Source organism: Microbacterium sp. PMB16 (genome assembly GCF_051294855.1).
Taxonomy (GTDB): Bacteria; Actinomycetota; Actinomycetes; order Actinomycetales; family Microbacteriaceae; genus Microbacterium.
In genome coordinates this window covers 1,145,826-1,167,137 of sequence record NZ_CP145908.1, presented here as the reverse complement: position 1 = coordinate 1,167,137, position 21,312 = coordinate 1,145,826, and the positions used below count along the sequence as shown (strand labels likewise).

Sequence of the window (21,312 nt, the reverse complement as noted above, 5' to 3'; positions counted from 1 at the left end):
CGGCGGTGAAAGGGCTTGACCCTGTTCCAGGCACACGGTCTTGACTACGTCGTGGACGCAGAGCCCGATCCGCGTCATCCGACTCCCGGATCCGATACCGAAAGAGAAGAGACATGGACAATCCCTACCCCTGGTTGCAGGACTTCATCAACCAGGTCCCTGAGTTCCTGCAGCCCGTGATGGTCGCGCTCGTCGCGGCTGTCCCCTATATCGAGGGGGAGGGAGCGGCGGCATTCGGCATCATCGCCGGGATCAACCCGATCGTCGCGGCGATCGCCGCCGCCACGGGGAACATCCTGTGCGTGGTCGGCGTCGTGCTGCTCGGTTCGCGCGTGCGCGGAAACATCGTGGCGCGCCGTGCTTCCCGGACCGACGCGACGGTGGGCGTCGCGGCCCGAGCAAGAGTCTCGAACACCTCCACGATCGCCACGGCGACGCGGGAAGACGGGGGAGAGACGTCGGTCGACACGGACGGGGCATCGACGCACAAGTCCAAGGGGCGAGCAAAGCTCGGACGGTGGCTGGTGCGCTTCGGCGTCCCTGGCGCGAGCCTCATCGCGCCCCTCGCACTGCCCACCATGCTCACGGCTGCGTTCTTCGTCGCATCCGGTGTCCGCAAGGAATGGGTCATCCTCTGGCAGGTGATCGCGATCGTGCTGTGGACCGGCGTCGTCGCAGCTGCCGCGACCGGGGTGCTCGCGCTCCTGGGCTGGTGAGCGCCCCGGACTCTCGTGCTTCCGTGATCGACGACGCTGTTCAGGGCCGCACGCGCACCGTGCGGCCTTCGAAGGTGACGAGATCGCCGTCGTGGAGCTGTCGTCCGCGGCGGCGATCGACCTCGTCGTTCACCGTCACGTAGCCGTCGATCACGACCTCCTTGGCGTTGCCGCCGGAGTCGAGCAGGCCGGAGAACTTCAGGAACTGCCCGAGGCGGATCATGTCGCCGCCGATGGACACGTCGTCGATGTGATCCTTGCTGGTCATCCCTGAATGCTATCCGTCGTCTCCCGACTCACGCCGCGATGAACCGGCGGATGGATGCTGCCGTCTCGGCGGAGTTCTGCAGCATCGGCAGGTGCCCGGTCGCGAGCTCCTCGCGCGGTCGCCCGCCGAGACGATGGGCGAACCGTCGCTGCAGCGGCTCAGGCAGCTCGCGGTCCTGCGTCGTGACGACGTACCCGGTGGGGCCACTCCAGGAGTGGCCGCGCGCCTTGTCGAGATACAGCTCGCGGGATTCGGGGGCGAAGTCGGCGACGACCCGATCGACGACGGCCTCGTCGACGCCGTGTCCGAGCCCGCGGCGGATGGCGGACTCCGGAGGCCGTGTTCCTCCGAGTCGCAGTGCCAGGGGCAGGATCACCCGGTTCGGGAACGGCATCGCCGAGACGAACGACTCGCCCGAACGCGGGACCACGGCCGACAGGGCGAGCAGACCGCTCACGCGCTCCGGCACGAGCCGAAGGATCTCTCCGGCGATCACTCCGCCGATCGAGTGGGCGACGATCGTGAAGCGGCCGCCGCCGACCGAGGCGATCGCCGCTTCGGCGTAGTCGCTCAGCGATGACCGGCCCTCCGCAGGTCGTGCCGCGACGACCGAGGGGAGGGAGAGCTCGTCGCGCACGTCGTCCCAGATCCACGCGTCCAGACCAGCGCCGCTGATGAACAGGATGGTTTCCGATGAGTTGATCATCCTTCGATCATTCCCGCGCCTGATGTCACCTGTATGTCACTATTTATGGATGAATCGCACCGACCGGCTCTACGCCATCCGCGAGGAGTTGCGACGCGTCGGCCAGGCAGGGCGAACGGCCGAACGACTGGCCGCGAACTTCGAGGTGAGCGTCCGCACGATCAAACGCGACATCTCGGTCTTGCAGCACGCCGGGTTCCCCGTCTGGGCGAGGCCGGGTCCGGGCGGTGGGTATGTCGTCGACCCCGACTCGACCCTTCCACCGGTCAACTTCACCGAGGCCGAAGTCGCGGGCCTCGCCGCCGCCGTCGCGGTGCACGGCGGGCAGCCGTTCGCGGCGCAGCTGCGCGGCGTGCTCAACAAGGCGCTGGGCGTGATGGATCACGGATCGCGGCAGCGGGCCTCGTCGCTCACCGACCGGATCTGGGTCGATGGGCGCCCCGAGTCGGGGAGCGCGAAGGCGGCGGGTTCGATCGAGCGCGCCCTGAGCGAGATGCGCATCGTCACCCTGGATTACGCCGATCGTGACGGCATCCGCACGACGCGCCGAGTCGACCCGATCATGATGGCGCTCACGCAGGGGCGCTGGTACTTCGTCGGTCACTGCCGCCGGGCGGAGGAGATCCGCTGGTTCCGCCTCGATCGGGTGGTGGGCGCGCGACTGACGAGCGAGCGTGCGTCCTTCATCCCGGTGCACGCGGTCGGTGCCCCTCCTTCGACCGCGGCGTCACTCACCGATCGCTAGCGCGGCGGTCACACCCGGGCGAGAGCCGCATTCACGGCGGAGGCCGAGTACTCCCGCTCGACCACCATCGCGGCGAGTCCGACCACGGTCGCCTTCTCGCCCAGCGTCGACTGGCTGATGCTCAGGTGTCGGGTGGCGCGGGGGAGCGAGCGGGGATAGAGCGTCTCTCGCACGCCGGCGAGCAGCGGCGGTGACGCCAGCATACCGCCGAGCACGACCTCCGACGGGTTGAGGAGCGAGACGACCGTGGCGACGACCTCGCCGATCAGGCGGCCGGCCTCCTGCGTGAGGCTCGCGGCGTCCGGGTCGCCGTCGGCGAGGTAGGCGCCGACATCGGATGCCGAGGCGGCGGGCTTGCCGAGAGCCGTGAGCGAGCGGGCGACGGCCCGACCGGATGCTGCCGCCGCGAGGCATCCGCGTGCTCCGCACTGGCACAGGAGATCGCCGTGGCCGGAGATCTTCACGTGCCCGATGTCTCCCGCTCCGCCATCGGCACCGCGGTAGACGCGTCCGCCGAGCACGATGCCGGTGCCGATTCCCGAGGAGACCTTGATGAAGCAGAGCGCGCGGGACCCCGGATGCGCGGCGCGCTGCTCGCCGAGCGCCGCCGCGTCGGCGTCGTTGGAGACCAGGACCGGAACGCCGAGCGCGCCGTTCAGATGATCGGGGATCGGGTAGGCGTCCCAGCCCGGCATGATCGGCGGCTGGCTCGGGCGATCGGTGTCGGGGTCGACCGGGCCGGGGATGCTGAGAGCGATCGCGGCGACCGCGTCTCGAGTGATCCCCGCGTCGTCCAGCAGGCGGGCCGCGTGCTGGGCGATGGCGTCGAGTGTCGCATCCGGGCCGTCGGCGACGGCGACATCCACGCGATCCTCCGCGACGACCTGCCCGGCCAGGTCTGTCAGGGCGACGGTGGTGTGCGTCGTGTTGACGCTCGCGGCGATGACGTGGGCGTGCGCGGTGTTGAACTCCAGGCGGCGCGATGGTCGACCGGCCGTCACCTTTTCCGTGCCCGACTCGATGATCAGCCCGGCCTCGAGCAGAGCATCGATGCGGGTCGCGACCGTCATCCTCGACAGCCCGGTGACCTCCAGCACGTCGCCGCGCGTGAACGCGCGTCGCTCGCGAATGAGGTCGAGCACATCGCCGGGTCCAGACATTCGCACCTCCGTGGGGTTGCTCTTCAGCATAATGCTTGACAGCTAGGCGACTTATGTCTAGCTTTTAGTCTTAATGGTCGTCACCCGCCGACCGCACCCACAGTCCCGCAAGACCTCAGCGCAAGGAGGCGCATAGTGAAGACACGTGCGACAGCAGCAGCAATGGCCGTGGTCGGCCTGACCGCGCTCGCCCTCACCGGATGCACGTCGTCCGGCGACGACGGCGGCGGCGACAGCGACAGCATCACGTTCTGGCTGCAGGAAGACCTGCCCGACCGCGTCGCCGCGACGCAGGAGATCGTCGACGCGTTCACAGAGAAGACCGGCATCGACGTCGAGCTGGTCTCGGTCGCCGAAGACCAGTTCGCCCAGCTCCTGACCTCGTCGGCAGCGGCCGGCGACCTCCCCGACGTGATCGGCGGCATCTCCCTCCCGCAGGTGCGCTCGCTCTCGGCCAACGAGTTCGTCGACACGGATGCCGTGGCCGCCACGATCGACGCGCTCGATCCGTCGACCTTCTCCGAGAACGCCCTCACGCTCACCTCCGACGGCGACACCGCGCTCGCGGTTCCGAGCGAGTCGTGGACGCAGATGCTCTTCTACCGCACCGACCTGTTCGAGGCGGCGGGGCTGGAAGCCCCGGACTCCTACGAGTCGATCCTCGCGGCGGCGAAGGAGCTCGACTCGGACGACGTCGCCGGATTCGTCGGCGCCACCGCGCCGGGCGACGCGTTCACCGAGCAGACCTTCGAGCAGATCGCCCTCGGCAACGGCTGCGAGCTCGTGAACAAGGACGGCGCCGTCGAACTCGACTCCGACGCCTGCGTCGACTCGTTCGATTTCTACGGCGACCTGACCGAGAACTACTCCGTGCCGGGTGCGCAAGACGTCGACACCACGCGTGCGACGTACTTCGCAGGCGGCGCCGCCATGTTCATCTGGTCGAGCTTCGTCCTCGACGAGATGGCCGGACTCCGCGAGGACGCCAAGCCGTCCTGCCCCGAGTGCGTCGCCGACCCCGCGTTCCTGGCGCAGAACACCGGCGTCGTGACCTCGATCGCCGGCCCCGATGCCGACGCCCCCGCGCAGTTCGGCGAGATCACCTCGTGGACGATCACCGAGGGCGCGAGCGCCGACGCCGCGCAGTCGTTCATCGAGTACATGATGAGCGACGGCTACGAGCCGTGGATCGCGATCGCCCCCGAGGGCAAGGTGCCCGTCCGTGCCGGTACGCCGGACGAGCCGACGAAGTTCTCCGACCTGTGGGCCACCCTGCCCGCGGGCGTCGACACCAAGGCGCCGCTCTCGGACTTCTACGCACCCGAGGTCCTCGACGCCGTGGCCGCCGGTCCGCAGGACCTGGCCCGCTGGGGCATCACCCAGGGCCAGGGCAGCCTGCTCGGCGCACTGCAGGGTGAACTCCCCGTCTCGACCGCCGTCAGCGATGTCGCCCAGGGTGGCGACCCGGCGGATGCTGCAGCCACGGCCGCCGAGGCGGTGCGCTCGATCGGCGAGTCACTCAAGTGACCACCCTCGAGAACGGATCCGGGACCGGGGCGGCGAGCCCCGGTCCCGGGACCACCCGGCCGAAGTCGTCGATTGCCGGAAAGTCACGGCGCCGCTCCCGGCACAGCCGCGAGCAGAACCGCGCCGGCCTGGTCCTCATCTCGCCGACGTTCATCATCATCCTGGTCGCGGTGGTGCTGCCGATCATCTGGGCGATCTCGCTGGCCTTCCAGGACGTGCGCCTGATCAACATCCGCGGCACCGGCATCATCGGCGAGTACACCCTCGACAACTTCGTCGACGTGCTCACCTCCCCCGGCTTCTTCAGCGCGCTGTGGACCACGATCGTCTACTCGGTCTGCGGCACCGCCCTCGCGATCGGCATCGGACTCATCGCGGCCCTCGCGCTGCGCAAGCCGTTCCGCGGCCGCGGACTCGTCCGCGCCTCGCTGCTCCTGCCCTATGTCGCGCCGGTCGTCGCGGCCACCTTCGTGTGGTCGACGATGCTCAACCCGCAGTTCGGCATCGTCAACTGGTTCGGCCAGAACGTGCTGGGGTGGGAGGACCCGGTCGCCTTCCTCTCGGATCGCGCTCTGCCGGTGAACATCTTCGGGTGGGAGGTCGACCTGCCGATCGCGCTCATCACCGTCATCCTGTTCGAGGCCTGGCGCTCCTTCCCCTTCGCCTTCCTCTTCCTCACCGCCCGGCTCGAGGCCGTGCCCGGCGTGCTCGACGAAGCGGCCCGCGTCGACGGCGCGACGCCCACCCAGCGCTTCCGTCACATCCTGCTGCCGCAGCTGCTGCCGACGATCGCCGTGCTCTGCGTGCTCCGCTTCATCTGGACCTTCAACAACTTCGACGACATCTACCTGCTCACCGGCGGAGGCGCCGGCACCGAGGTCGTCTCGGTCCGGGTGTTCGACCTGCTCACCGCCCGCGGCGACATCGGCGCCGCCGCGGCACAGGCCCTCGTGCTCGCGGCGATCCTCGCGGTGCTGGTCGGCATCTACCTGAAGTTCTTCGGCAAGCAGGAGGAGCAGGCATGAGCGCCCTCACGAGAGACCGCGTCGAGAACGGCATCCTCCGCATCCTCCGCCCGATCGTGATCGTGCTGCTGGTGCTGGCCGCGGTGGTGCCGTTCTACTACATGGTGCTGATGAGCTTCCGCTCCCTGGACTCGCTGGTGCAGAACCCCGGCGCGCTGTGGATCTCGATCGAGGAGCTCGACTTCTCGACGTACCTGAACGTGCTCGCCCCGGTGGATGCCGGTGGGCAGGGCTTCATCGTGTTCATGCGCAACTCGCTGCTGGTGGCGCTCGCGACGGTCGTGCTCACGCTCCTCGTGTCGATCCCCGGCTCCTACGCGGTCAGCCGTCTGGAGTTCTTCGGCCGCCGCCAGGTGTCGGGACTCTTCCTCGCGGTGTACTTCTTCCCGGCGATCCTGCTGGCCGTGCCGCTCTTCGTGTTCTTCACGCAGATCGGTCTGCGCGGTTCACTCGTCGGGCTGCTCATCGTGTACGTCTCACAGGTCGCGGCCGTGTCGATCTACACGCTGCGCAACTACTTCGCGACGATCCCGGTCTCGTTGGAGGAGGCCGCAGCGCTCGACGGATGCAGCCGCTTCCAGATCATGCGCAAGGTCAGCATCCCGCTGGCGATGCCCGCGATCGTCTCCAACGGCCTGTTCATCTTCATGATCGCGTGGAACGAGTTCCTGTTCGCGCTGCTGTTCCTCGTCGAGAAGCGCGACGCGTGGACGGTATCGCTCGGGCTCTCGCAGCTCTCCGGCAGCATCGAGGTTCCCACCACCGTGCTCATGGCCGGCTCCGTCATCCTGACCCTGCCCATCATCCTGCTCTTCTTCGCCTCGGAGCGGCTCCTCGTCGGGGGCCTCACCGCCGGTGCGGAAAAGGGCTGAGCTCACCCACTCTGGAAGGAAGGCACCGCCCGTGCCCCACGTCGTGCAGTTCTCCGCCGTCCGCGAGGTCGAGCTGGTCGAGATCGAGGCGCAGCCTCTGACGCCGGGAAGCGTCCGGATCGCCACCTGGTACTCCGGCATCTCCGCCGGTACCGAGCTGACCGCCTACCGCGGCACCAACCCGTACCTCACGTCGACGTGGGATGCCGAGCGACGGCTGTTCGTGCCGGGCGAGCCGAGCTTCGGCTACCCGGTCAGCGGCTGGGGCTACTCGGAGGTCGGACAGGTCGTCGAGGTCGCCGATGACGTGACCGACGTGCAGGTCGGCGACGTCGTGCACGGCATCTGGGGCCACCGCAGCGATGCTGTGGTCCCGGCGGCCGCAGTCGCCGGACGGATCGTGCCCGACGGCGTCGACCCCGTGCTCGGCACCTTCGCCCGCGTCGGCGCGATCGCTCTCAACGGCGTGCTCGCGGCCGACGTGCGCCTCGGCGAGCAGGTTGCGGTCTTCGGGCAGGGCGTCATCGGACTCCTCGCCACGCGTCTTGCGACGCTCTCGGGAGGCCGGGTGATCGCGGTCGACACCCTCGCGACGCGTCTCGCCATGGCGACGACCTTCGGCGCGGCGCACGCGGTCGACGCCCTGCGTCCCGGCGGCGCGGGCGAGATGATCCGCGAGATCACCGGCGGCGGAGCCGACAGTGCGATCGAGCTCTCCGGCACCGACCGCGCGCTGCACGAGGCCATCCGCTGCGTCGTGACCGAAGGGCTCGTCGCCGCATCCGGCTTCTACCAGGGAGGGGCGTCGAACCTGCGCCTCGGCGAGGAGTTCCACCACAACCGCGTGCGGATCGTCGCCAGCCAGATCTCGGGCGTGCCCGTCTCGCTCGGCGGCCGCTGGAACCAGGCGCGCCTGGTGCGCACGGTGATGGGGCTGATCTTCGCCGGAGAGGTGGATGCCACAGCCCTCGTGTCCGACATCGTTCCCGCAGCCGACGTGGCCGGCGTCTTCGGGCGACTGGATGCCGGAGACCCCGAGATCCTCCAGGCCGTGCTGCGCTTCGACGCGGCGCCGGAGCGAGTGCAGTGAGCACCGAGGTCCCTGCGTACCGGCCCACCTTTCCCGAGCGCCGGCTCGGCGTCGGCCTCGTGGGTGCCGGCGCCATCGCCCGCACCGCGCACCTGCCCGCGTACCGCGCCTGGGACGTGCCGGTCGTCGCTGTGACCTCCCGCACCGCCGCCGACGCTGAGGCGCTCGCCGCGGACTTCGGCATCGAGACGGTCCACGAGTCGCTCGACGCCCTGCTCGCCGACCCGCGGGTCGAGGTCGTCGACCTGGCGACCGGTCCTGTCGGCCGTGTCGAGCTCATCGCCGCAGCGGTCGCCGCGGGCAAGCACGTGCTCGCGCAGAAGCCGCTCGTGAGCGACGCGTCCGAGCTGCCGCGGCTCGCGGGGGTGCTCGCCGAAGCCCGTGCGAAGGGCGTCCGGGTCGCCGTCAATCAGAACGCGCGCTGGGCCCCGGCCTGGCGCCTCGCCACCCTCCTGATCCGCGAGGGGCGTATCGGCGACGTCGTCGGCGTCACGCACCTGCACGACAAGCCGCTGCCGCCGCTCGCCGGAACGCCTTTCGACGACGTGCCGCACATGCTGCTGAACGACTACCTCGTGCACTGGATCGACATCACCCGCTGCTGGCTGGAGGGGTCGACGGTCGTGGGTGTGACGGCATCCGATCATCGCGTTCCCGCCCAGCCCGTCGCGGCCCGCAATCCCTGGGGCGCGGATCTGCGCATCGACGTGTCGAGCGGCGCGAGCGCGTCGATCCGCATCGTCGGCAGCGCGGTGGCGTCCGCGGGCGGGTGCCCGTTCTGGATCCACGGCACCGAGGGCACCCTCCGAGGCAGCGTGCTGCTCGGCTCCGATCGCCTCACGCTCGACCGCGACGGTGACAGCACCGACTTCGTCTTGGAGGGGCAGTGGTTCACCGACGGTTTCGCCGGCGCGATGGGTGAGCTGCAGAGTGCGGTCGTCGGGAGGCGCGAGCCGGAGAACGCGGCCGAGCACGTCGTGGCGACTGTCCGGACGACCATCGCCGCGGTCGAATCCGCCGCGCGTGGAGGGATACCGGTGCACCCCGTCGACCTCGAACTGACGACAGCCAGGGAAATGAGTGGAGCAGCGTGACGATCCTCGATGAGATCCCCGTCGGGCCCGAGGCCCGGGTGTACGCCGAGGGATGGCAGAGCTGGAGCCCGACGACCTGGTCGGCGCGTGGCGATGAGATCCATCGGCCGGTCGAACCGTGGCAGCACGCGATGCGGTTCCGCCCGGGCACGCCCGTGGCCGAGGACGCACTGCAGGGCGAGGGCCTGCTGGTCGTCGACCCCGGTGACGGCGGCGACGCGCGCGTCTTCGGAACCCTCGACGCGAGTCGTGAGGTGCCGACCATCCGTGCGTCGTGGCGGGGTGACACCGTGGTCGTGGAGACGGATGCCGATGCCCGGTCCCTGAGCGAGCTCCCTCGGTCCCTGAGCTTGACGAAGGGTCCTGCCGGTTCCCGGTCCCTGAGCTTGACGAAGGGTCCTGCCGCACTCGAAACCTTCGGGGACCGCTTCGGCGCAGCATCCGGTGCCCGGTTCGGGTGGGCCGCGCCGCGCGTGTGGTGCACCTGGTATCAGTACTTCGAGGAGGTGCACGCGTCCGATGTGATCGAGAACCTCCGCGCGATCGACGAATCCGGGCTCGACGTCGACGTGGTGCAGATCGACGACGGCTGGAGCCTCGGTACCGGCGAGTGGACCGCTCCGAATCCGCGGTTCGGCTCGCTGCCCGACGCGGTCGCCGCGATCCTCGACAGCGGTCGCCGCGCCGGCATCTGGGCCGCGCCCTTCTCCGTCGGCGCGAACTCCACGGTCGCGCGGGAACATCCGGAGTGGGTGCTCGGCGACGCCGGTCGCAACTGGGGCGATGACCTCCGCGGGCTCGACCTCACCCACCCCGGCGTGCGCGACTACCTGACCCGCGTCTTCTCCGACATCCGCGACCTGGGCATCGACTACGTCAAGCTCGACTTCCTGTACTCCGGGGCATTGCCGGGGCGCCGCTACGACGCGGATGCCACGCCGATCTCGGCCTATCGCTCGGGCCTCGAGCTCATCCGCGAGGTGCTCGGCGACGACGCGTTCCTGCTCGGCTGCGGCGCCCCGATCCTTCCGAGCGTCGGACTCGTCGACGCGATGCGGGTCGCCGGCGACACGTTCCACGAGGGCGGCGAAGACGGATCCCAGGGCTTGCGCGGACAGATGTCCGTCGAGGCGCGCGCATGGCAGCACGGCCGGTTCTGGGCCAACGACCCCGACTGCCTGGTCGCGCGCCCCGAGTTCGCCCTGCGCGAGGAGTGGGCCGAGGTGGTGCTCGGCGCCCCCGGCATCCGGGGTTTCTCCGATCGCCTCGCCGGACTCGACGCGCGCGGCAGGGAACTCGTCCGTGAACTTCTGAAGGAGACGTCCGCATGACCTCCGAGACCGGTCTGAAGGATCGCCTCGCCCCGCTCGTTGACCGGCTCTATCCGGATGCCTCGGCCGAGGTGCTCGCCGCGCTGCTCGAGCTGGCCGAGACCTGGCGCGCGCGCCTGGCGGCTCCGCGTCCCGACGCGGCGCACGTCGGACCCGACGAATCCACGGCCTACCTGATCACCTACGGCGACTCGTTCCGCAGGCCGGGGGAGACCCCGCTGCACACGCTCGCGGGGGTGCTGCGGGAGCACATCGGCGACGTCATCAGTGACGTGCACCTGCTGCCGATCTATCCGTGGACCTCGGACGACGGCTTCGGAGTCGTCGACCACCGCCAGGTGAATCCGGCCCTCGGCACCTGGGATGACATCGCCGACCTCCGCGACGAGTACGCGCTCGCGCTGGACTTCGTCGCCAACCACATCTCCAGCTCCTCGCCGTGGTTCCGGGCATGGCTCGCCCGCGACGCGCGGTACGACGGGTACTTCCTCGATCCCGGCCCCGACTTCGACGTGTCGCGGGTGGTGCGTCCGCGCGTCACTCCGCTCGTGCACGAGTACGAACGGCCGGATGGCACGGTGGCGCGGGCATGGACGACCTTCGGCCCCGATCAGGTCGACATCGATCCGAGCACGCCCGCGGTGCTGCTCGACCTGACCGACATCCTCCTCGGCTACCTCGCGCACGGCGCGACCACGGTGCGGCTCGACGCGATCGGGTACCTCTGGAAGCAGTCGGGCACCACCTGCATCCACCTGCCGCAGACGCACGACATCATCCGGATCTGGCGCGTGCTCGTGGATGAGCTCGCCCCCGGCACACTGCTGCTCACCGAGACCAACGTGCCGCACGCCGACAACATCACGTACTTCGGCGACGGCGGCGACGAAGCGCACATGGTCTACCAGTTCGCGCTGCCGCCGCTCGTGCTGCACGCGTTCGTCACGGGTCGGGCGACCGCGTTGGCCGAATGGGCGCGGGGCGTGGGCCCGGTGAGCGACACCGCGACGTGGTTCAACTTCCTCGCCAGCCACGACGGCATCGGCCTGCGCCCGACCGAGGGGCTGCTGACGGATGCCGATCGCGCACTGCTCGTGGAGCGGACGCTCGCCCGCGGCGGACGCGTCTCGATGGCCAAGCGCCCCGACGGCAGCGAGGGCGTCTACGAGCTCAACACCAACTTCCTCGAGGCGCTCGTCGACCCGGGCGATCCGTCGCCGGACGTGTCGGCGGTGCGTCGGGGCCTCGCGGCCCACGCGATCCTGCTGTCTCTCATCGGTGTCCCCGCGATCTATCACCACTCGCTGCTCGGCTCGCAGCAGGACCACCAGGGTGTGCAGGACAGCGACATCGCACGGCGCATCAACCGCGAGGTGCTCGATGCCGACCGGCTGCGGGACGAGCTGCAGGTGCCGGGTCGTCGGTCGGGCATGCTCGATGGCGTCCGCGCGATGCTGGCCGTGCGGCGGGGCGCGGCGGCATTCTCGCCGTTCGCCTCGCAGCGGATCGAGAACCTCGACGACCGCGTGCTCGTGGTGCGACGGGGAGCCGGCACGGCCGATGAGGTCGTCGCCGTCGTGAACGTGAGCGACGACGTGGTGGAGCTGGCTTCCCTCGGCGGGACCGATCTGCTCACCGGCGAGCACCACGACGGGCTCGTGCTCGAACCGTTCGGCTACGTCTGGCTCGCGGCATCCGTGTGAGGTGCCACGGCGAGGCCGTCGGGGTCGGGGTCGGGCCGGGCCGACGAATCACGGAGTCAGTGATGAATCGCGGATGCTTTCACGTCGCAGCATCCGGGAACCGTCATCGACTCCGGGAAACGTCGGGCCGGGGCAGGGCCCGGACCGCGTCGATGGTCGCGAGCAGTTCGTCGGTCGACGATCCGACGGAAGCCAGTGCGGCGCTCGCCGCCGCACTGAAGTCCCCACTGTCGAGGTCGAGGCGTGCCACCCGGGGGACCAGGCCCTTCTCGTTCGTGACCCACTCGCCGGCGGCGGCGTGCCACCCGTGCGCGAGCAGCATGGTCGCGGTCGTCGCGCACAGTGTGACGTAGGCGACGTCCTCGGCCTTCGCCCCCTTGGCCGCGCCGTTCAGCAGGAAGTCCACCTGCCAGAGGTTCTCGAGCACGGCCGCGCGGAGTGCCGAGGGGTACGGCGTCACGCTCCGGGCGAGCTCGTCGAGGAGCCCGGTCGGATCGCACAGCGGGACGCCGGTGGCGACCTCGCCGGCGTAGGCGACATCGAGGAAGCCGAGCGGATGCCCCGGCTGGACGTGGAACGCGAACTCGCCGCGCGCGGCCCGCGCGCACTGCTCCCGCACACGGTCGATGTCGCGGAGGATCAGGTCGACGGGGACGCCGTCCACGACGAGCCAGGCGCCACCCTCGACCCACGGTCCCCAGCCGCCGCGCCCCGCGATGGTCACCGGCTCGACGGTCCACGCGCTCGCGACGTGCGCGACCGCGTCGAGGTCGGCATCCGCCTCGATGTAGAGACCGAGATCGACGTCCGAGTCCGGTCGATGGGTTCCGCGGGCGCGGCTGCCGCCGAGGGCGACGGCCTGCACTCCCCGGACCCGGCAGAGCTCCGCTGCCATCAGGTGGAGGAAGTCGTCGTCGAGCACGGTGCCCATGCTACGACGAGGGGAATGGTGGGTGAGGTGAGGGGACCCCACCCACCTGCCGCCCGAAGGTGGGGCGGCCGAGGAGCTACCGCCCCGGGACCCCTCCCGACGCAGTTGCTCACCCAGTCGACCAGAAGTGCCTTCACGCAACTCCGCCGCTGCTGTGAAAGGTCGGGGGATCAGTCGTCGATGTCGGTGCCGACCACGGCGAACTCCGCGGAGAAGTCGATGTCGATCGACCGGTTGTCCGACGTGAGGACGGAGGCGTCGTAGGGGCTGACGTCGTCGCTGTCGACGTCGAGATCGGTGATCATGCCGTCGGCTTCGGCGAGGGCGGCCGAGACGAGCGACCGGATCGCGTCGTCGTCGAGGGTCAGCGTCGGGGCGGTGTCATCGGCCTCGGCAGGTTCGCTCGAGATTACGGTGGCCGAGAGCTTGTCGTCGACGCGCACCTCGGTCTCCGCGCCGGCAGCGGTGGTCAGCTGCACCTCCCACGCGCCGTCGCGCTTGGCGTCGATCGAGGTGACCTCGCCGTCGGCGGCACCGCGCGCGGCGTCGGCGATCGTGATGAGCTCGTCGGCGGAGTCCGCACCGATCGCGGCTGCGGGCCCTTGGCCGTTCGCGGGGGGACCGGCGTCGTCATCGCGCTGGTCGTCACGGTCGCCTCGGTCGTCCTGGCGGTCGTCGGCGTCGTGCCGGGGACCGTCGGAGACCGAGGGGTGGTCGTCGTCGCCGAGGTCGTCGGCAATCGCGGCGCCGACGGCGATGCCGCCGCCCACGAGCACCACGGCCGCGGCGATGCCGCCGCCGATCAGGAGTGCGCGGGTGCGCCGGGGCTTCGACTCGACCGGGGCTGCGGGTGCGGCAGCGGCGGGAGCCGCGGCGTGCTGTTCCGTGGCGGCGGCCTGCGGTGCGGCATCCGTCGGGGTGACGGGCACGGTCGGTGCGTCAGCGCTGTGGTCGGGAGTCTGGTCGGGGGTGAGGTTCTTGTCGTCCATATGACGATGCTCTCCCGCGGGCACTGAAGCCTTCCTGAAGCGACCTGAAGAGCTCTTCAGGAAGCGAGCGGAAGGGTGACGACGAACCGCGCGCCGCCCCAGCGCGAGTCGTCGACGACGATGGTCCCGCCCTCCGCGGTGGCGATGCCCTGCGCGATCGCGAGCCCGAGACCGCTGCCTCCGGCATCGCGGCTACGCGCCTCGTCGAGTCGTACGAAGCGCTCGAAGATGCGCTCCCGCTCGTCTGCGGGGACTCCTGTCCCATCGTCTTCCACCGTGACGAAGACATGCCGATCGGCGGGCGTCACGCCGATCGCGACGCGCCCTCGGGCGTGACGTGCAGCATTGTCGGCGAGGTTGCGCAGCAGCTGACCGAGCAGCCGCGGGTCGCCGTCGACGCGCGCCGCGCCGACACCGGAGCCGTCGACCTCGACACCCGCCGCCCGGAGCCGCCGCACCTCACCGAGCGCCAGGTCGTCCAGGTCGACCGGTTCGGCACGGCGGCCGGCACCCTCATCGAGTCGGGCGAGCAGCAGCAGCGACTCCACGATGCCCTGCAGTCGCAGGCCCTCGTCGGAGACGACCTCGGCCAGTTCGCCGATGCTCGTCACCCCGGGGTGGGCCTGCGCGAGTTCGGCGTGCTGACGGATCGTCGCGAGCGGGGAGCGCAGTTCGTGCGACGCATCCGAGACGAAGCGGCGCTGCGCCGCCGCGGCGGCATCCAGTCGGTCCAGCATCCCGTTCATGGTCGTCGCCAGCGCGGCGATCTCATCGGCGGATGCCGGAACGGCGAGGCGCTGGTGCAGGCGCTCGGCCGTGATGCCGTCGACCTCTTCGCGGATGCGCGTCACCGGGCGCAGCGCGCGTCCGGTCACCAGCCACGTCGTCGCGGCGACGAGCAGGAGCAGCAGAGGGACCGCGACGGCGAGGAGCGTCGCGACCGTCGACAGCGTCTCGGCGTCGTCCTCCATCGAGACCGCGAGCACCAGCGTCTGGTCGCCGTCGAGGTCGTCCGACACGACCAGCATCGGCTCGCCGTCGATGGTCATGGTCTGCGGATCGTCGGAGACGGGAAGGGGCGTCGAGCCCTGCGCTTCCCTGGCGTCTTCACTGGCGCTCCGCACCGATCCGTCCGGGCCGAGGATCTGCACGAACTCGTCGTCGAGTTCGTCGATCCCGGGGTTCCTCGGCCCGCCGAGGCGGTCGCCGAGCTCATCGATGCGCTGTTCGGCCGCGCGCTGCGCGCTGCCCTGCACGTTGGCGCTGAGGATGGCGTAGAACGAGATCGCGCCGATCGCGAGCGCCACCGCGACGACGAGCGTCGCGCCGAGGGTCGTGCGCCCCCGCACCGATCGCCACCAGCGGCTGGTCGCCGGCCCCTCAGCCACCGTCGGCCGCCAGTCGGTAGCCCGCACCGCGGATGGTCTCGATCGCTTCGCGTCCGAACGGCTTGTCGAGCTTGCGGCGCAGATGCCCGACGTACACCTCGACGATGTTCGGGTCGCCGTCGAAGTCGTCGTCCCAGACCCCGTCGATCAGCGTGCGCTTGGTGACCACCTGCCCGCGGTGGCGCATCAGGAACTCCAGCACAGAGAACTCTCGGGCTGTCAGCGTCACCGGTGTCTCGCCCCGCCAGACGCGGTGCGCTGCGGGGTCGAGCCGCAGGTCGCCGGCCTCCAGGATCGCCGGGCGCGCGACGGCACCGCGGCGGACGAGGGCACGGATCCGCGCGACGAGGATCGCGAACGAGAAGGGCTTCGTGACGTAGTCGTCGGCGCCGGTCTCGAGCGCCTCGACCTGGTCCCACTCGCCGTCCTTCGCGGTCAGCATCAGCACGGGCGTCCAGTTCTCCTCGGCGCGCAGCGCCTCGCAGACCTTCCAGCCGCTCATCCCGGGCATCATCAGGTCGAGCACGATCGCGTCATAGCGGGTTTCGCGTGCCCGCCAGAGCCCATCGACGCCGTTGTGGGCGACGTCGACGGCGAACCCCTCGGCCTCGAGCCCTCGGCGCACGCCGTCGGCCAGGCGCACCTCGTCGTCGACTACCAGGATCCGCATTCCTCCAGTGTGGCCTTCCGACGCTGAATCGTGGCTGAAGCGGTGATTCCCGGTTCTCCCCCCGGGGGGTCCCCGCCGGCGATCGGCGCATGCGGTGCGGCGCGTGCGAAGGGCCTTGGCAATTATGAAACCGGTTGACGGGGTCTCGGCACCGATTCTAGATTCGAAGAGGGGATTAAAGAAAGCTCTTTCATAATTCGAACCCAGGAGACACGATGACGTTCTCACAAAGAATCCGGCGAGGGGTGGCGGTCGCGATCGCCGCGATCCTCCTCGCACCACTCGGGGTCGTGATGACCGCCGCTCCGGCGGTGGCCGCCGATCCGCTGCGGCGGGAGGTCTCGCGCGAGAAGCCGCTCTTCATCACGAACTTCTACAAGGGCGGAGAGGGTCCAGACCAGACCGACGTCGTCACCGACCTGTGGGGGAAGATCCCCTCCGACCTCAAAGAGAACACCGTCGTGATGTTCATCGCCGATGAGTCGCTCAAGAACAGGCCATCCGTCACGAGTTGGATCACCGCCCAGGCGGACCTCGCCCAGGCGCAGAACATCCCCTTCTTCGTGCAGGCCCTCAACGGCGAGACGCCGACGGCCGAGCTGATCCCCGTGTCGTTCTTCCGCAACCTCGCCGAGACGCACTCGATGATGCAGGGCGTGAACGGCGCAGAGCTCTACAACGGCAGCAACCAGTCGGCCTATCTCGCCGAGCTCGTGCAGCTCGCCGTCGACGAGGGACTGCACTTCGTGTGGACCGACACGAACATCTGGGGCGCGGGCACGATGATCACGTGGTTGCAGGACAATGCGACCCTGCTGTCGAAGATCCGGGCCAATCCGCAGAACATCATCTTCATGAACAAGGAGTCGTTCGGCGACACCGACACCGATGCGCTCAACCTGGGCATGTGGCTGTCCGGATCCATCGGCAACTGGGGGTCGTCCTCGGACTGGTGGCACTGGGGCCTGAACGGCTACGGCCGGCTCTGGGGTTCGGGAAGCCAGACGTGGAAGGACATCCTGCAGTATCCCGAGGCGATGACTGTGCAGTCGATGCTGAAGGTCGTCTCGCAGGGCGGCACCGCCTTCAAGACCGAGGCGCAGTGGTTCACGAACGTCACCGACGGCGAGCGTCTGGCCGGCTACGAGTTCGCGATCATCCCGTTCCTGCGCGACCTGAAGTCGGGGGCGATCAAGATCCCCACCAAGCAGGAGGTCCTCGACCAGAACAAGATGGTCTACAAGGGCAGCGTCTACAACGAGTCGACGATGTGGGACACCTCGGCCTCGAACATCTTCCCGCGCACCGGCCGGTACGGGATCATCCCGATGGTGCCGAACACGATCCCGAACGCGAACCTGTCGATGTTCGAGAACATCGCGACGTCGGGGCAGAGCCAGTCGTGGTTCGACTCCCTGTACCCGCAGGAGGCGATCGCCAGCAACACGTTCCTGCTGCGCAACACGAACAGCTGGTACTGGATGAACTACGCCGAGAACCGCGAGGGGGTCGCGAGCTCCAGCTTCGATCCGAAGCAGTCGGCGGCGACCGGTTTCGGCATCGAGGCACCCAACCACACGTACGCGGTGATGAAGGAGTCGACGAACAAGGTCGACGTCATCCTGAACAACTATCGCGTGAACAAGGACAACGTCCGCACGTCCAGCATCTACGGCGTCGCGCCGGCAACCGACTTCGACAAGTGGCAGACCTATCGCTACATCAAGGACTACACGAGTGTGAAGCTCGACGGCTCGGGCAACCCGGTCAAGGATGCGAACGGCATCGTGCAGACGGCGTCGAACCTCGCCCTCGACGATCGCTCGGCACGCGACATCCGTACGACGCGGTTCACGGTCAACGGCACCTGGCAGGGTGGTCAGCCGCAGGTCACCTTCGCAGCGAACACGACCGCCACGCGTCCGTACACGCAGACGCAGTCCTGGAACGCGGCGACGAAGACCCTGACGGTGTCGATCGTGCACAACGGCCTCGTGAAGTTCAGCGTGCAGACGGATGGTCCCGGCGTGCCGGCGGCGGTCAACCTCGCGGCAGGTAAGACGGCCACCCAGAGTTCGCAGTGGTCGGGCGGTCAGACGGCCGCCCGCGCGGTGGACAGCAACACCGATGGCGTCTTCGCCAACGGCTCGGTGTCGCACACGGACGGGAACGGCACGTCGAACCCGTGGTGGCAGGTGGACCTCGGCTCCGACCAGGCGATCGGCCAGATCGAGGTCTGGAACCGCACCGACTGCTGCAACGAGCGTCTGAGCGGCTACAAGATCGAGGTGCTCAACGCCGCGAGTTCCGTGGTCTGGTCGAGCACCCGCACCGGGTATCCGACGCCCAGCGAGACGGTCAGCACCGGCAACGTGACCGGGAGGTACGTCAAGATCACGGTGCCGGGATCGGGCAAGATCCTGCAACTGGCCGAGGTGCTCGTCCGCCCGGCCCAGGTCAACCTCGCCCAGGGCAAGACGGCCACGCAGTCGTCCACCTACACCGGCGGTGACGGCACCGGCCCGGCCTCCCGGGCGGTCGATGGAAACACCGATGGCCTCTGGGCGAGCGGATCCGTGTCGCACACGAACTCCGAATCGAATCCGTGGTGGCAGGTCGACCTGGGCTCGGCGGTGACGATCAACCAGATCGAGGTCTGGAACCGGATCGAGAACGCCGAACGCCTGTCGGGCTACAAGGTCGAGGTGCTCAACGCGAGCAGTGCGGTCGTGTGGTCGAGCACTCGGGTCGGCTACCCGACGCCGTCCGAGACCATCAGCACCGGTGGCGTGACCGGACGGTACGTGAAGATCACGGTGCCGGGTTCGGGCAAGATCCTGCAGCTCGCCGAGGTCAAGGTCAACTAGCGCGCAGGAGTCGGCGGCCCGGGTTCCCCCGCACCCGGGCCGCCGTCGCGCGCCCGACAGATCCCACCAGAAAGGCCGGTCATGTACCGACAGGACGTCGTCCATCACCTTCGCCGCGGAGGAGTGAGTCTCGTCGTCACCCTCAGCGGCGGGCGTCTCCCGCGCATCCTGCACTGGGGTGCCGACCTCGGCGCACTCGACGACGAGGCGCTCGCCGCGATGGAGCGCGCCGCGCTGCCGCCGCTCGGCGACACCGTGATCTACGCGCCGCAGCCGGTGCCGATCCTGCCGCAGCTCGCCGAGGCATGGCTGGGCGAGCCGGGCCTGGTCGGCAGCCGCGACGGTGCCGCGTGGGCGCCGCTGTTCCGCGAGGCTCACGGTCGCCGGGAAGACACTGCGGCCGCCGACCGCCTCGTCGTGCGGGCGGAGGATCCGGAGAGCGCGCTCGAGATCGAGATGGAGATCGAGCTCGACGAGGGCGGGCTGCTCCGGGCGAGATCGACGCTGCGCAACCTGGGCGGCGCGTACCGGGTCGATCGCCTGGCCCTCGCGTTCCCGGTGCCCGCGCACGCCGACGAGCTGTTCGACCTCGCCGGCCGCTGGACGCGGGAGCGCTCGCCGCAGCGTCGTCCGTTCGACATCGGATGCTGGGTGCGCGAAGCGCGCGGCGGCAAGCCCGGTTTCGAGGCGCCCACGCTCACGGTGGCCGGAGAGCACGGCTTCGGCTTCGACCGCGGCGAGGTCTGGGGCATCCACTTGGGCTGGAGCGGCAATCAGCGCATCGTCGCGGAGCGCACCCCCGCCGGAACGCGGATGCTGAGCGGAGGGGAACTGCTCTACCCCGACGAACTGGTGCTCGGGCTCGGCGAACACGTCGTGACCCCGTGGCTGTACGGCTCGTGGGGAGTGGGCCTCGACGCCCTCGCCGCGCGGTTCCACGACCATCTCCGCGCGCGGCGGAATCACCCCGCCCTGCCGCGGCCGATGCTGCTCAACACCTGGGAGGCGGTGTACTTCGACCACGACGAGGCCGAGCTGATCGCGGCCGCCGAGCGAGCCGCCGCCCTCGGGTTGGAGCGCTTCGTGCTCGACGACGGGTGGTTCGGGGCACGACGCCACGACCGGGCGGGTCTCGGCGACTGGGTCGTCTCGCCCGAGGTGTGGCCGCGCGGACTCGATGCGCTCGCCACGAGGGTGCACGAGCTGGGCATGGAGTTCGGTCTGTGGTTCGAGCCCGAGATGGTGAACCTCGACTCGGACCTGGTGCGCGCCCATCCGGAATGGGTCTTCGATGCCGGGCACGGCGTCGGCATCCCCTCCCGGCATCAGTACGTGCTCGACCTCGGTCACGACGGGGCCTTCGCGCACGTGCTCGAGCAGATGAGCGCGCTGGTCGCGCAACTCGGTATCGACTTCATCAAGTGGGACCACAACCGCTCGCTGCTCGACGCCGGACACAGTCCGACCGGCCGCGCGGGTCATCGTGCGCAGACCCTCGCGCTGTATCGGCTGATGGACACGCTGCGAGAGAGGTTCCCGGGTCTGGAGATCGAGGCATGCTCCAGCGGCGGCGCCCGGCTCGACCTCGGGATGCTGGAGCGCGCCGACCGGGTCTGGGCGTCGGACTGCAGCGACCCGCACGAGCGGGCCGACATCAACCGATGGACGTCACTCCTGCTGCCCCCGGAGTTGATCGGCACCCACATCGGCGAACCGCGCGCGTACTCGACAGGTCGCGTCGCCCCGCTGCGTTTTCGGGCGGCGGTCGCGAGCATGTGGCAGCTCGGAGTGGAGGCCGACCTCGCGGAGCTCGGCGCCGACGAGCGGGACGAGCTTCAGGCCTGGGTCGCTTTCCACCGAGAGCATCGGGCCGTGCTGCACAGCGGTCGGGTGGTGCACGCGGATGCCGCCGGTGGCGCGGCATCCCTCGACGGCGTCGTGGGCGCTACGGGCGCGGTCTATCTCTATCTGCTGCGCGAGCGCCCGCCGGGGTGGCCGGTGGGGCGCATCCGTCTTCCTGGACTCGATCCGGCTCGTCGCTACCGCATCCGTCTGGACGGCCCCCTCGCGGCGCACGAGGCGCCGCCCTGGGCCGGAGGCGAGCTCGTGCTCCCCGGGCGGGTGCTCACCGAGGTCGGGATCGAGGCCCCTGGCGTCGACGTCGACGCTCCGGTGATCGTCTTCGCCGACGCCTTCTGAAAAACTTCTTGACAAGTAACGTCACCCTATT

At 69.7% G+C, this 21,312-nt stretch carries 18 protein-coding genes; 11 read left to right on the top strand and 7 right to left on the bottom strand.

Features of this window, described 5'->3' with window-relative positions; translation table 11 throughout:
- Window positions 1-113: 113 nt before the first annotated feature.
- Window positions 114-716 (top strand): small multidrug efflux protein, encoded by a 603-nt coding sequence (locus V5D55_RS05590; RefSeq protein ID WP_435748390.1) that lies wholly within the window; start codon window positions 114-116, stop codon window positions 714-716.
- A gap of 40 nt (window positions 717-756) precedes the next feature.
- Here V5D55_RS05590 and V5D55_RS05585 read toward each other — a convergent pair whose 3' ends face one another.
- Window positions 757-984, bottom strand: coding sequence for an RNA-binding S4 domain-containing protein (locus V5D55_RS05585; protein ID WP_435748389.1), 228 nt, complete (start codon window positions 982-984; stop codon window positions 757-759).
- Between the two features lie 28 nt (window positions 985-1,012).
- Window positions 1,013-1,690 (bottom strand): alpha/beta fold hydrolase, encoded by a 678-nt coding sequence (locus tag V5D55_RS05580; RefSeq protein ID WP_435748388.1) that lies wholly within the window; start codon window positions 1,688-1,690, stop codon window positions 1,013-1,015.
- A gap of 49 nt (window positions 1,691-1,739) precedes the next feature.
- On the opposite strand from V5D55_RS05580, the gene V5D55_RS05575 reads away from it, so the two are divergent.
- Window positions 1,740-2,435: a helix-turn-helix transcriptional regulator gene (locus tag V5D55_RS05575; RefSeq protein ID WP_435748387.1), complete on the top strand. Its 696-nt coding sequence runs from the start codon at window positions 1,740-1,742 to the stop codon at window positions 2,433-2,435.
- A gap of 8 nt (window positions 2,436-2,443) precedes the next feature.
- Here V5D55_RS05575 and V5D55_RS05570 read toward each other — a convergent pair whose 3' ends face one another.
- Window positions 2,444-3,595 (bottom strand): ROK family protein, encoded by a 1,152-nt coding sequence (locus tag V5D55_RS05570; RefSeq protein ID WP_435748386.1) that lies wholly within the window; start codon window positions 3,593-3,595, stop codon window positions 2,444-2,446.
- 135 nt (window positions 3,596-3,730) lie between these two features.
- Between V5D55_RS05570 and V5D55_RS05565 the strand changes: the two genes are divergently transcribed.
- The 7 genes from V5D55_RS05565 to V5D55_RS05535 are packed head-to-tail and all read left to right on the top strand — an operon-like array spanning window position 3,731 to window position 12,237.
- Window positions 3,731-5,122 (top strand): extracellular solute-binding protein, encoded by a 1,392-nt coding sequence (locus V5D55_RS05565; protein WP_435748385.1) that lies wholly within the window; start codon window positions 3,731-3,733, stop codon window positions 5,120-5,122.
- Window positions 5,119-6,147, top strand: a complete 1,029-nt coding sequence (locus V5D55_RS05560; RefSeq protein ID WP_435748384.1) for a carbohydrate ABC transporter permease — start codon at window positions 5,119-5,121, stop codon at window positions 6,145-6,147. The genes V5D55_RS05565 and V5D55_RS05560 overlap by 4 nt, the downstream gene beginning before the upstream one ends.
- Window positions 6,144-7,019, top strand: coding sequence for a carbohydrate ABC transporter permease (locus V5D55_RS05555; RefSeq protein WP_435748383.1), 876 nt, complete (start codon window positions 6,144-6,146; stop codon window positions 7,017-7,019). Before V5D55_RS05560 ends, V5D55_RS05555 begins: the two co-directional genes overlap by 4 nt.
- Window positions 7,020-7,050: 31 nt before the next feature.
- Window positions 7,051-8,109: a zinc-dependent alcohol dehydrogenase gene (locus V5D55_RS05550; protein WP_435748382.1), complete on the top strand. Its 1,059-nt coding sequence runs from the start codon at window positions 7,051-7,053 to the stop codon at window positions 8,107-8,109.
- Window positions 8,106-9,203: a Gfo/Idh/MocA family protein gene (locus V5D55_RS05545; RefSeq protein WP_435748381.1), complete on the top strand. Its 1,098-nt coding sequence runs from the start codon at window positions 8,106-8,108 to the stop codon at window positions 9,201-9,203. Before V5D55_RS05550 ends, V5D55_RS05545 begins: the two co-directional genes overlap by 4 nt.
- A complete protein-coding gene (locus V5D55_RS05540; RefSeq protein ID WP_435748380.1) occupies window positions 9,200-10,534 on the top strand; it encodes a glycoside hydrolase family 36 protein in 1,335 nt (444 codons plus the stop codon). The genes V5D55_RS05545 and V5D55_RS05540 overlap by 4 nt, the downstream gene beginning before the upstream one ends.
- A complete protein-coding gene (locus V5D55_RS05535; protein WP_435748379.1) occupies window positions 10,531-12,237 on the top strand; it encodes a sugar phosphorylase in 1,707 nt (568 codons plus the stop codon). Before V5D55_RS05540 ends, V5D55_RS05535 begins: the two co-directional genes overlap by 4 nt.
- 103 nt (window positions 12,238-12,340) lie before the next feature.
- Here V5D55_RS05535 and V5D55_RS05530 read toward each other — a convergent pair whose 3' ends face one another.
- From V5D55_RS05530 to V5D55_RS05515, 4 genes are all read right to left on the bottom strand, one after another.
- A complete protein-coding gene (locus V5D55_RS05530) occupies window positions 12,341-13,168 on the bottom strand; it encodes a nucleotidyltransferase domain-containing protein (RefSeq protein WP_435748378.1) in 828 nt (275 codons plus the stop codon).
- Between the two features lie 170 nt (window positions 13,169-13,338).
- Window positions 13,339-14,157, bottom strand: coding sequence for a hypothetical protein (locus V5D55_RS05525; protein WP_435748377.1), 819 nt, complete (start codon window positions 14,155-14,157; stop codon window positions 13,339-13,341).
- A gap of 56 nt (window positions 14,158-14,213) precedes the next feature.
- The gene (locus V5D55_RS05520) at window positions 14,214-15,545 is read right to left on the bottom strand and encodes a HAMP domain-containing sensor histidine kinase (RefSeq protein ID WP_435748376.1); all 1,332 of its coding nucleotides are present in this window, start codon (window positions 15,543-15,545) and stop codon (window positions 14,214-14,216) included.
- A complete protein-coding gene (locus tag V5D55_RS05515) occupies window positions 15,538-16,215 on the bottom strand; it encodes a response regulator transcription factor (RefSeq protein WP_435748374.1) in 678 nt (225 codons plus the stop codon). The genes V5D55_RS05520 and V5D55_RS05515 overlap by 8 nt, the downstream gene beginning before the upstream one ends.
- Before the next feature lie 215 nt (window positions 16,216-16,430).
- Between V5D55_RS05515 and V5D55_RS05510 the strand changes: the two genes are divergently transcribed.
- Together V5D55_RS05510 and V5D55_RS05505 are read left to right on the top strand one after the other, a co-directional pair.
- A complete protein-coding gene (locus V5D55_RS05510) occupies window positions 16,431-19,082 on the top strand; it encodes a galactose-binding domain-containing protein (RefSeq protein WP_435748373.1) in 2,652 nt (883 codons plus the stop codon).
- 123 nt (window positions 19,083-19,205) lie between these two features.
- On the top strand, window positions 19,206-21,281 hold the full coding sequence (locus V5D55_RS05505; protein ID WP_435748372.1) for an alpha-galactosidase: 2,076 nt from the start codon (window positions 19,206-19,208) through the stop codon (window positions 21,279-21,281).
- The last annotated feature ends 31 nt before the right edge of the window (window positions 21,282-21,312 follow it).

Bases quoted from the DNA above. Each gene is read 5' to 3' on its own strand.
- V5D55_RS05580 (WP_435748388.1), bottom strand. From the start codon at position 1,690: ATGATCAACTCATCGGAAACCATCCTGTTCATCAGCGGCGCTGGTCTG.
- V5D55_RS05590 (WP_435748390.1), top strand. From the start codon at position 114: ATGGACAATCCCTACCCCTGGTTGCAGGACTTCATCAACCAGGTCCCT.
- V5D55_RS05535 (WP_435748379.1), top strand. From the start codon at position 10,531: ATGACCTCCGAGACCGGTCTGAAGGATCGCCTCGCCCCGCTCGTTGAC.
- V5D55_RS05585 (WP_435748389.1), bottom strand. From the start codon at position 984: ATGACCAGCAAGGATCACATCGACGACGTGTCCATCGGCGGCGACATG.
- V5D55_RS05525 (WP_435748377.1), bottom strand. From the start codon at position 14,157: ATGGACGACAAGAACCTCACCCCCGACCAGACTCCCGACCACAGCGCT.
- V5D55_RS05555 (WP_435748383.1), top strand. From the start codon at position 6,144: ATGAGCGCCCTCACGAGAGACCGCGTCGAGAACGGCATCCTCCGCATC.
- V5D55_RS05570 (WP_435748386.1), bottom strand. From the start codon at position 3,595: ATGTCTGGACCCGGCGATGTGCTCGACCTCATTCGCGAGCGACGCGCG.
- V5D55_RS05510 (WP_435748373.1), top strand. From the start codon at position 16,431: ATGACGTTCTCACAAAGAATCCGGCGAGGGGTGGCGGTCGCGATCGCC.
- V5D55_RS05575 (WP_435748387.1), top strand. From the start codon at position 1,740: ATGAATCGCACCGACCGGCTCTACGCCATCCGCGAGGAGTTGCGACGC.
- V5D55_RS05530 (WP_435748378.1), bottom strand. From the start codon at position 13,168: ATGGGCACCGTGCTCGACGACGACTTCCTCCACCTGATGGCAGCGGAG.
- V5D55_RS05515 (WP_435748374.1), bottom strand. From the start codon at position 16,215: ATGCGGATCCTGGTAGTCGACGACGAGGTGCGCCTGGCCGACGGCGTG.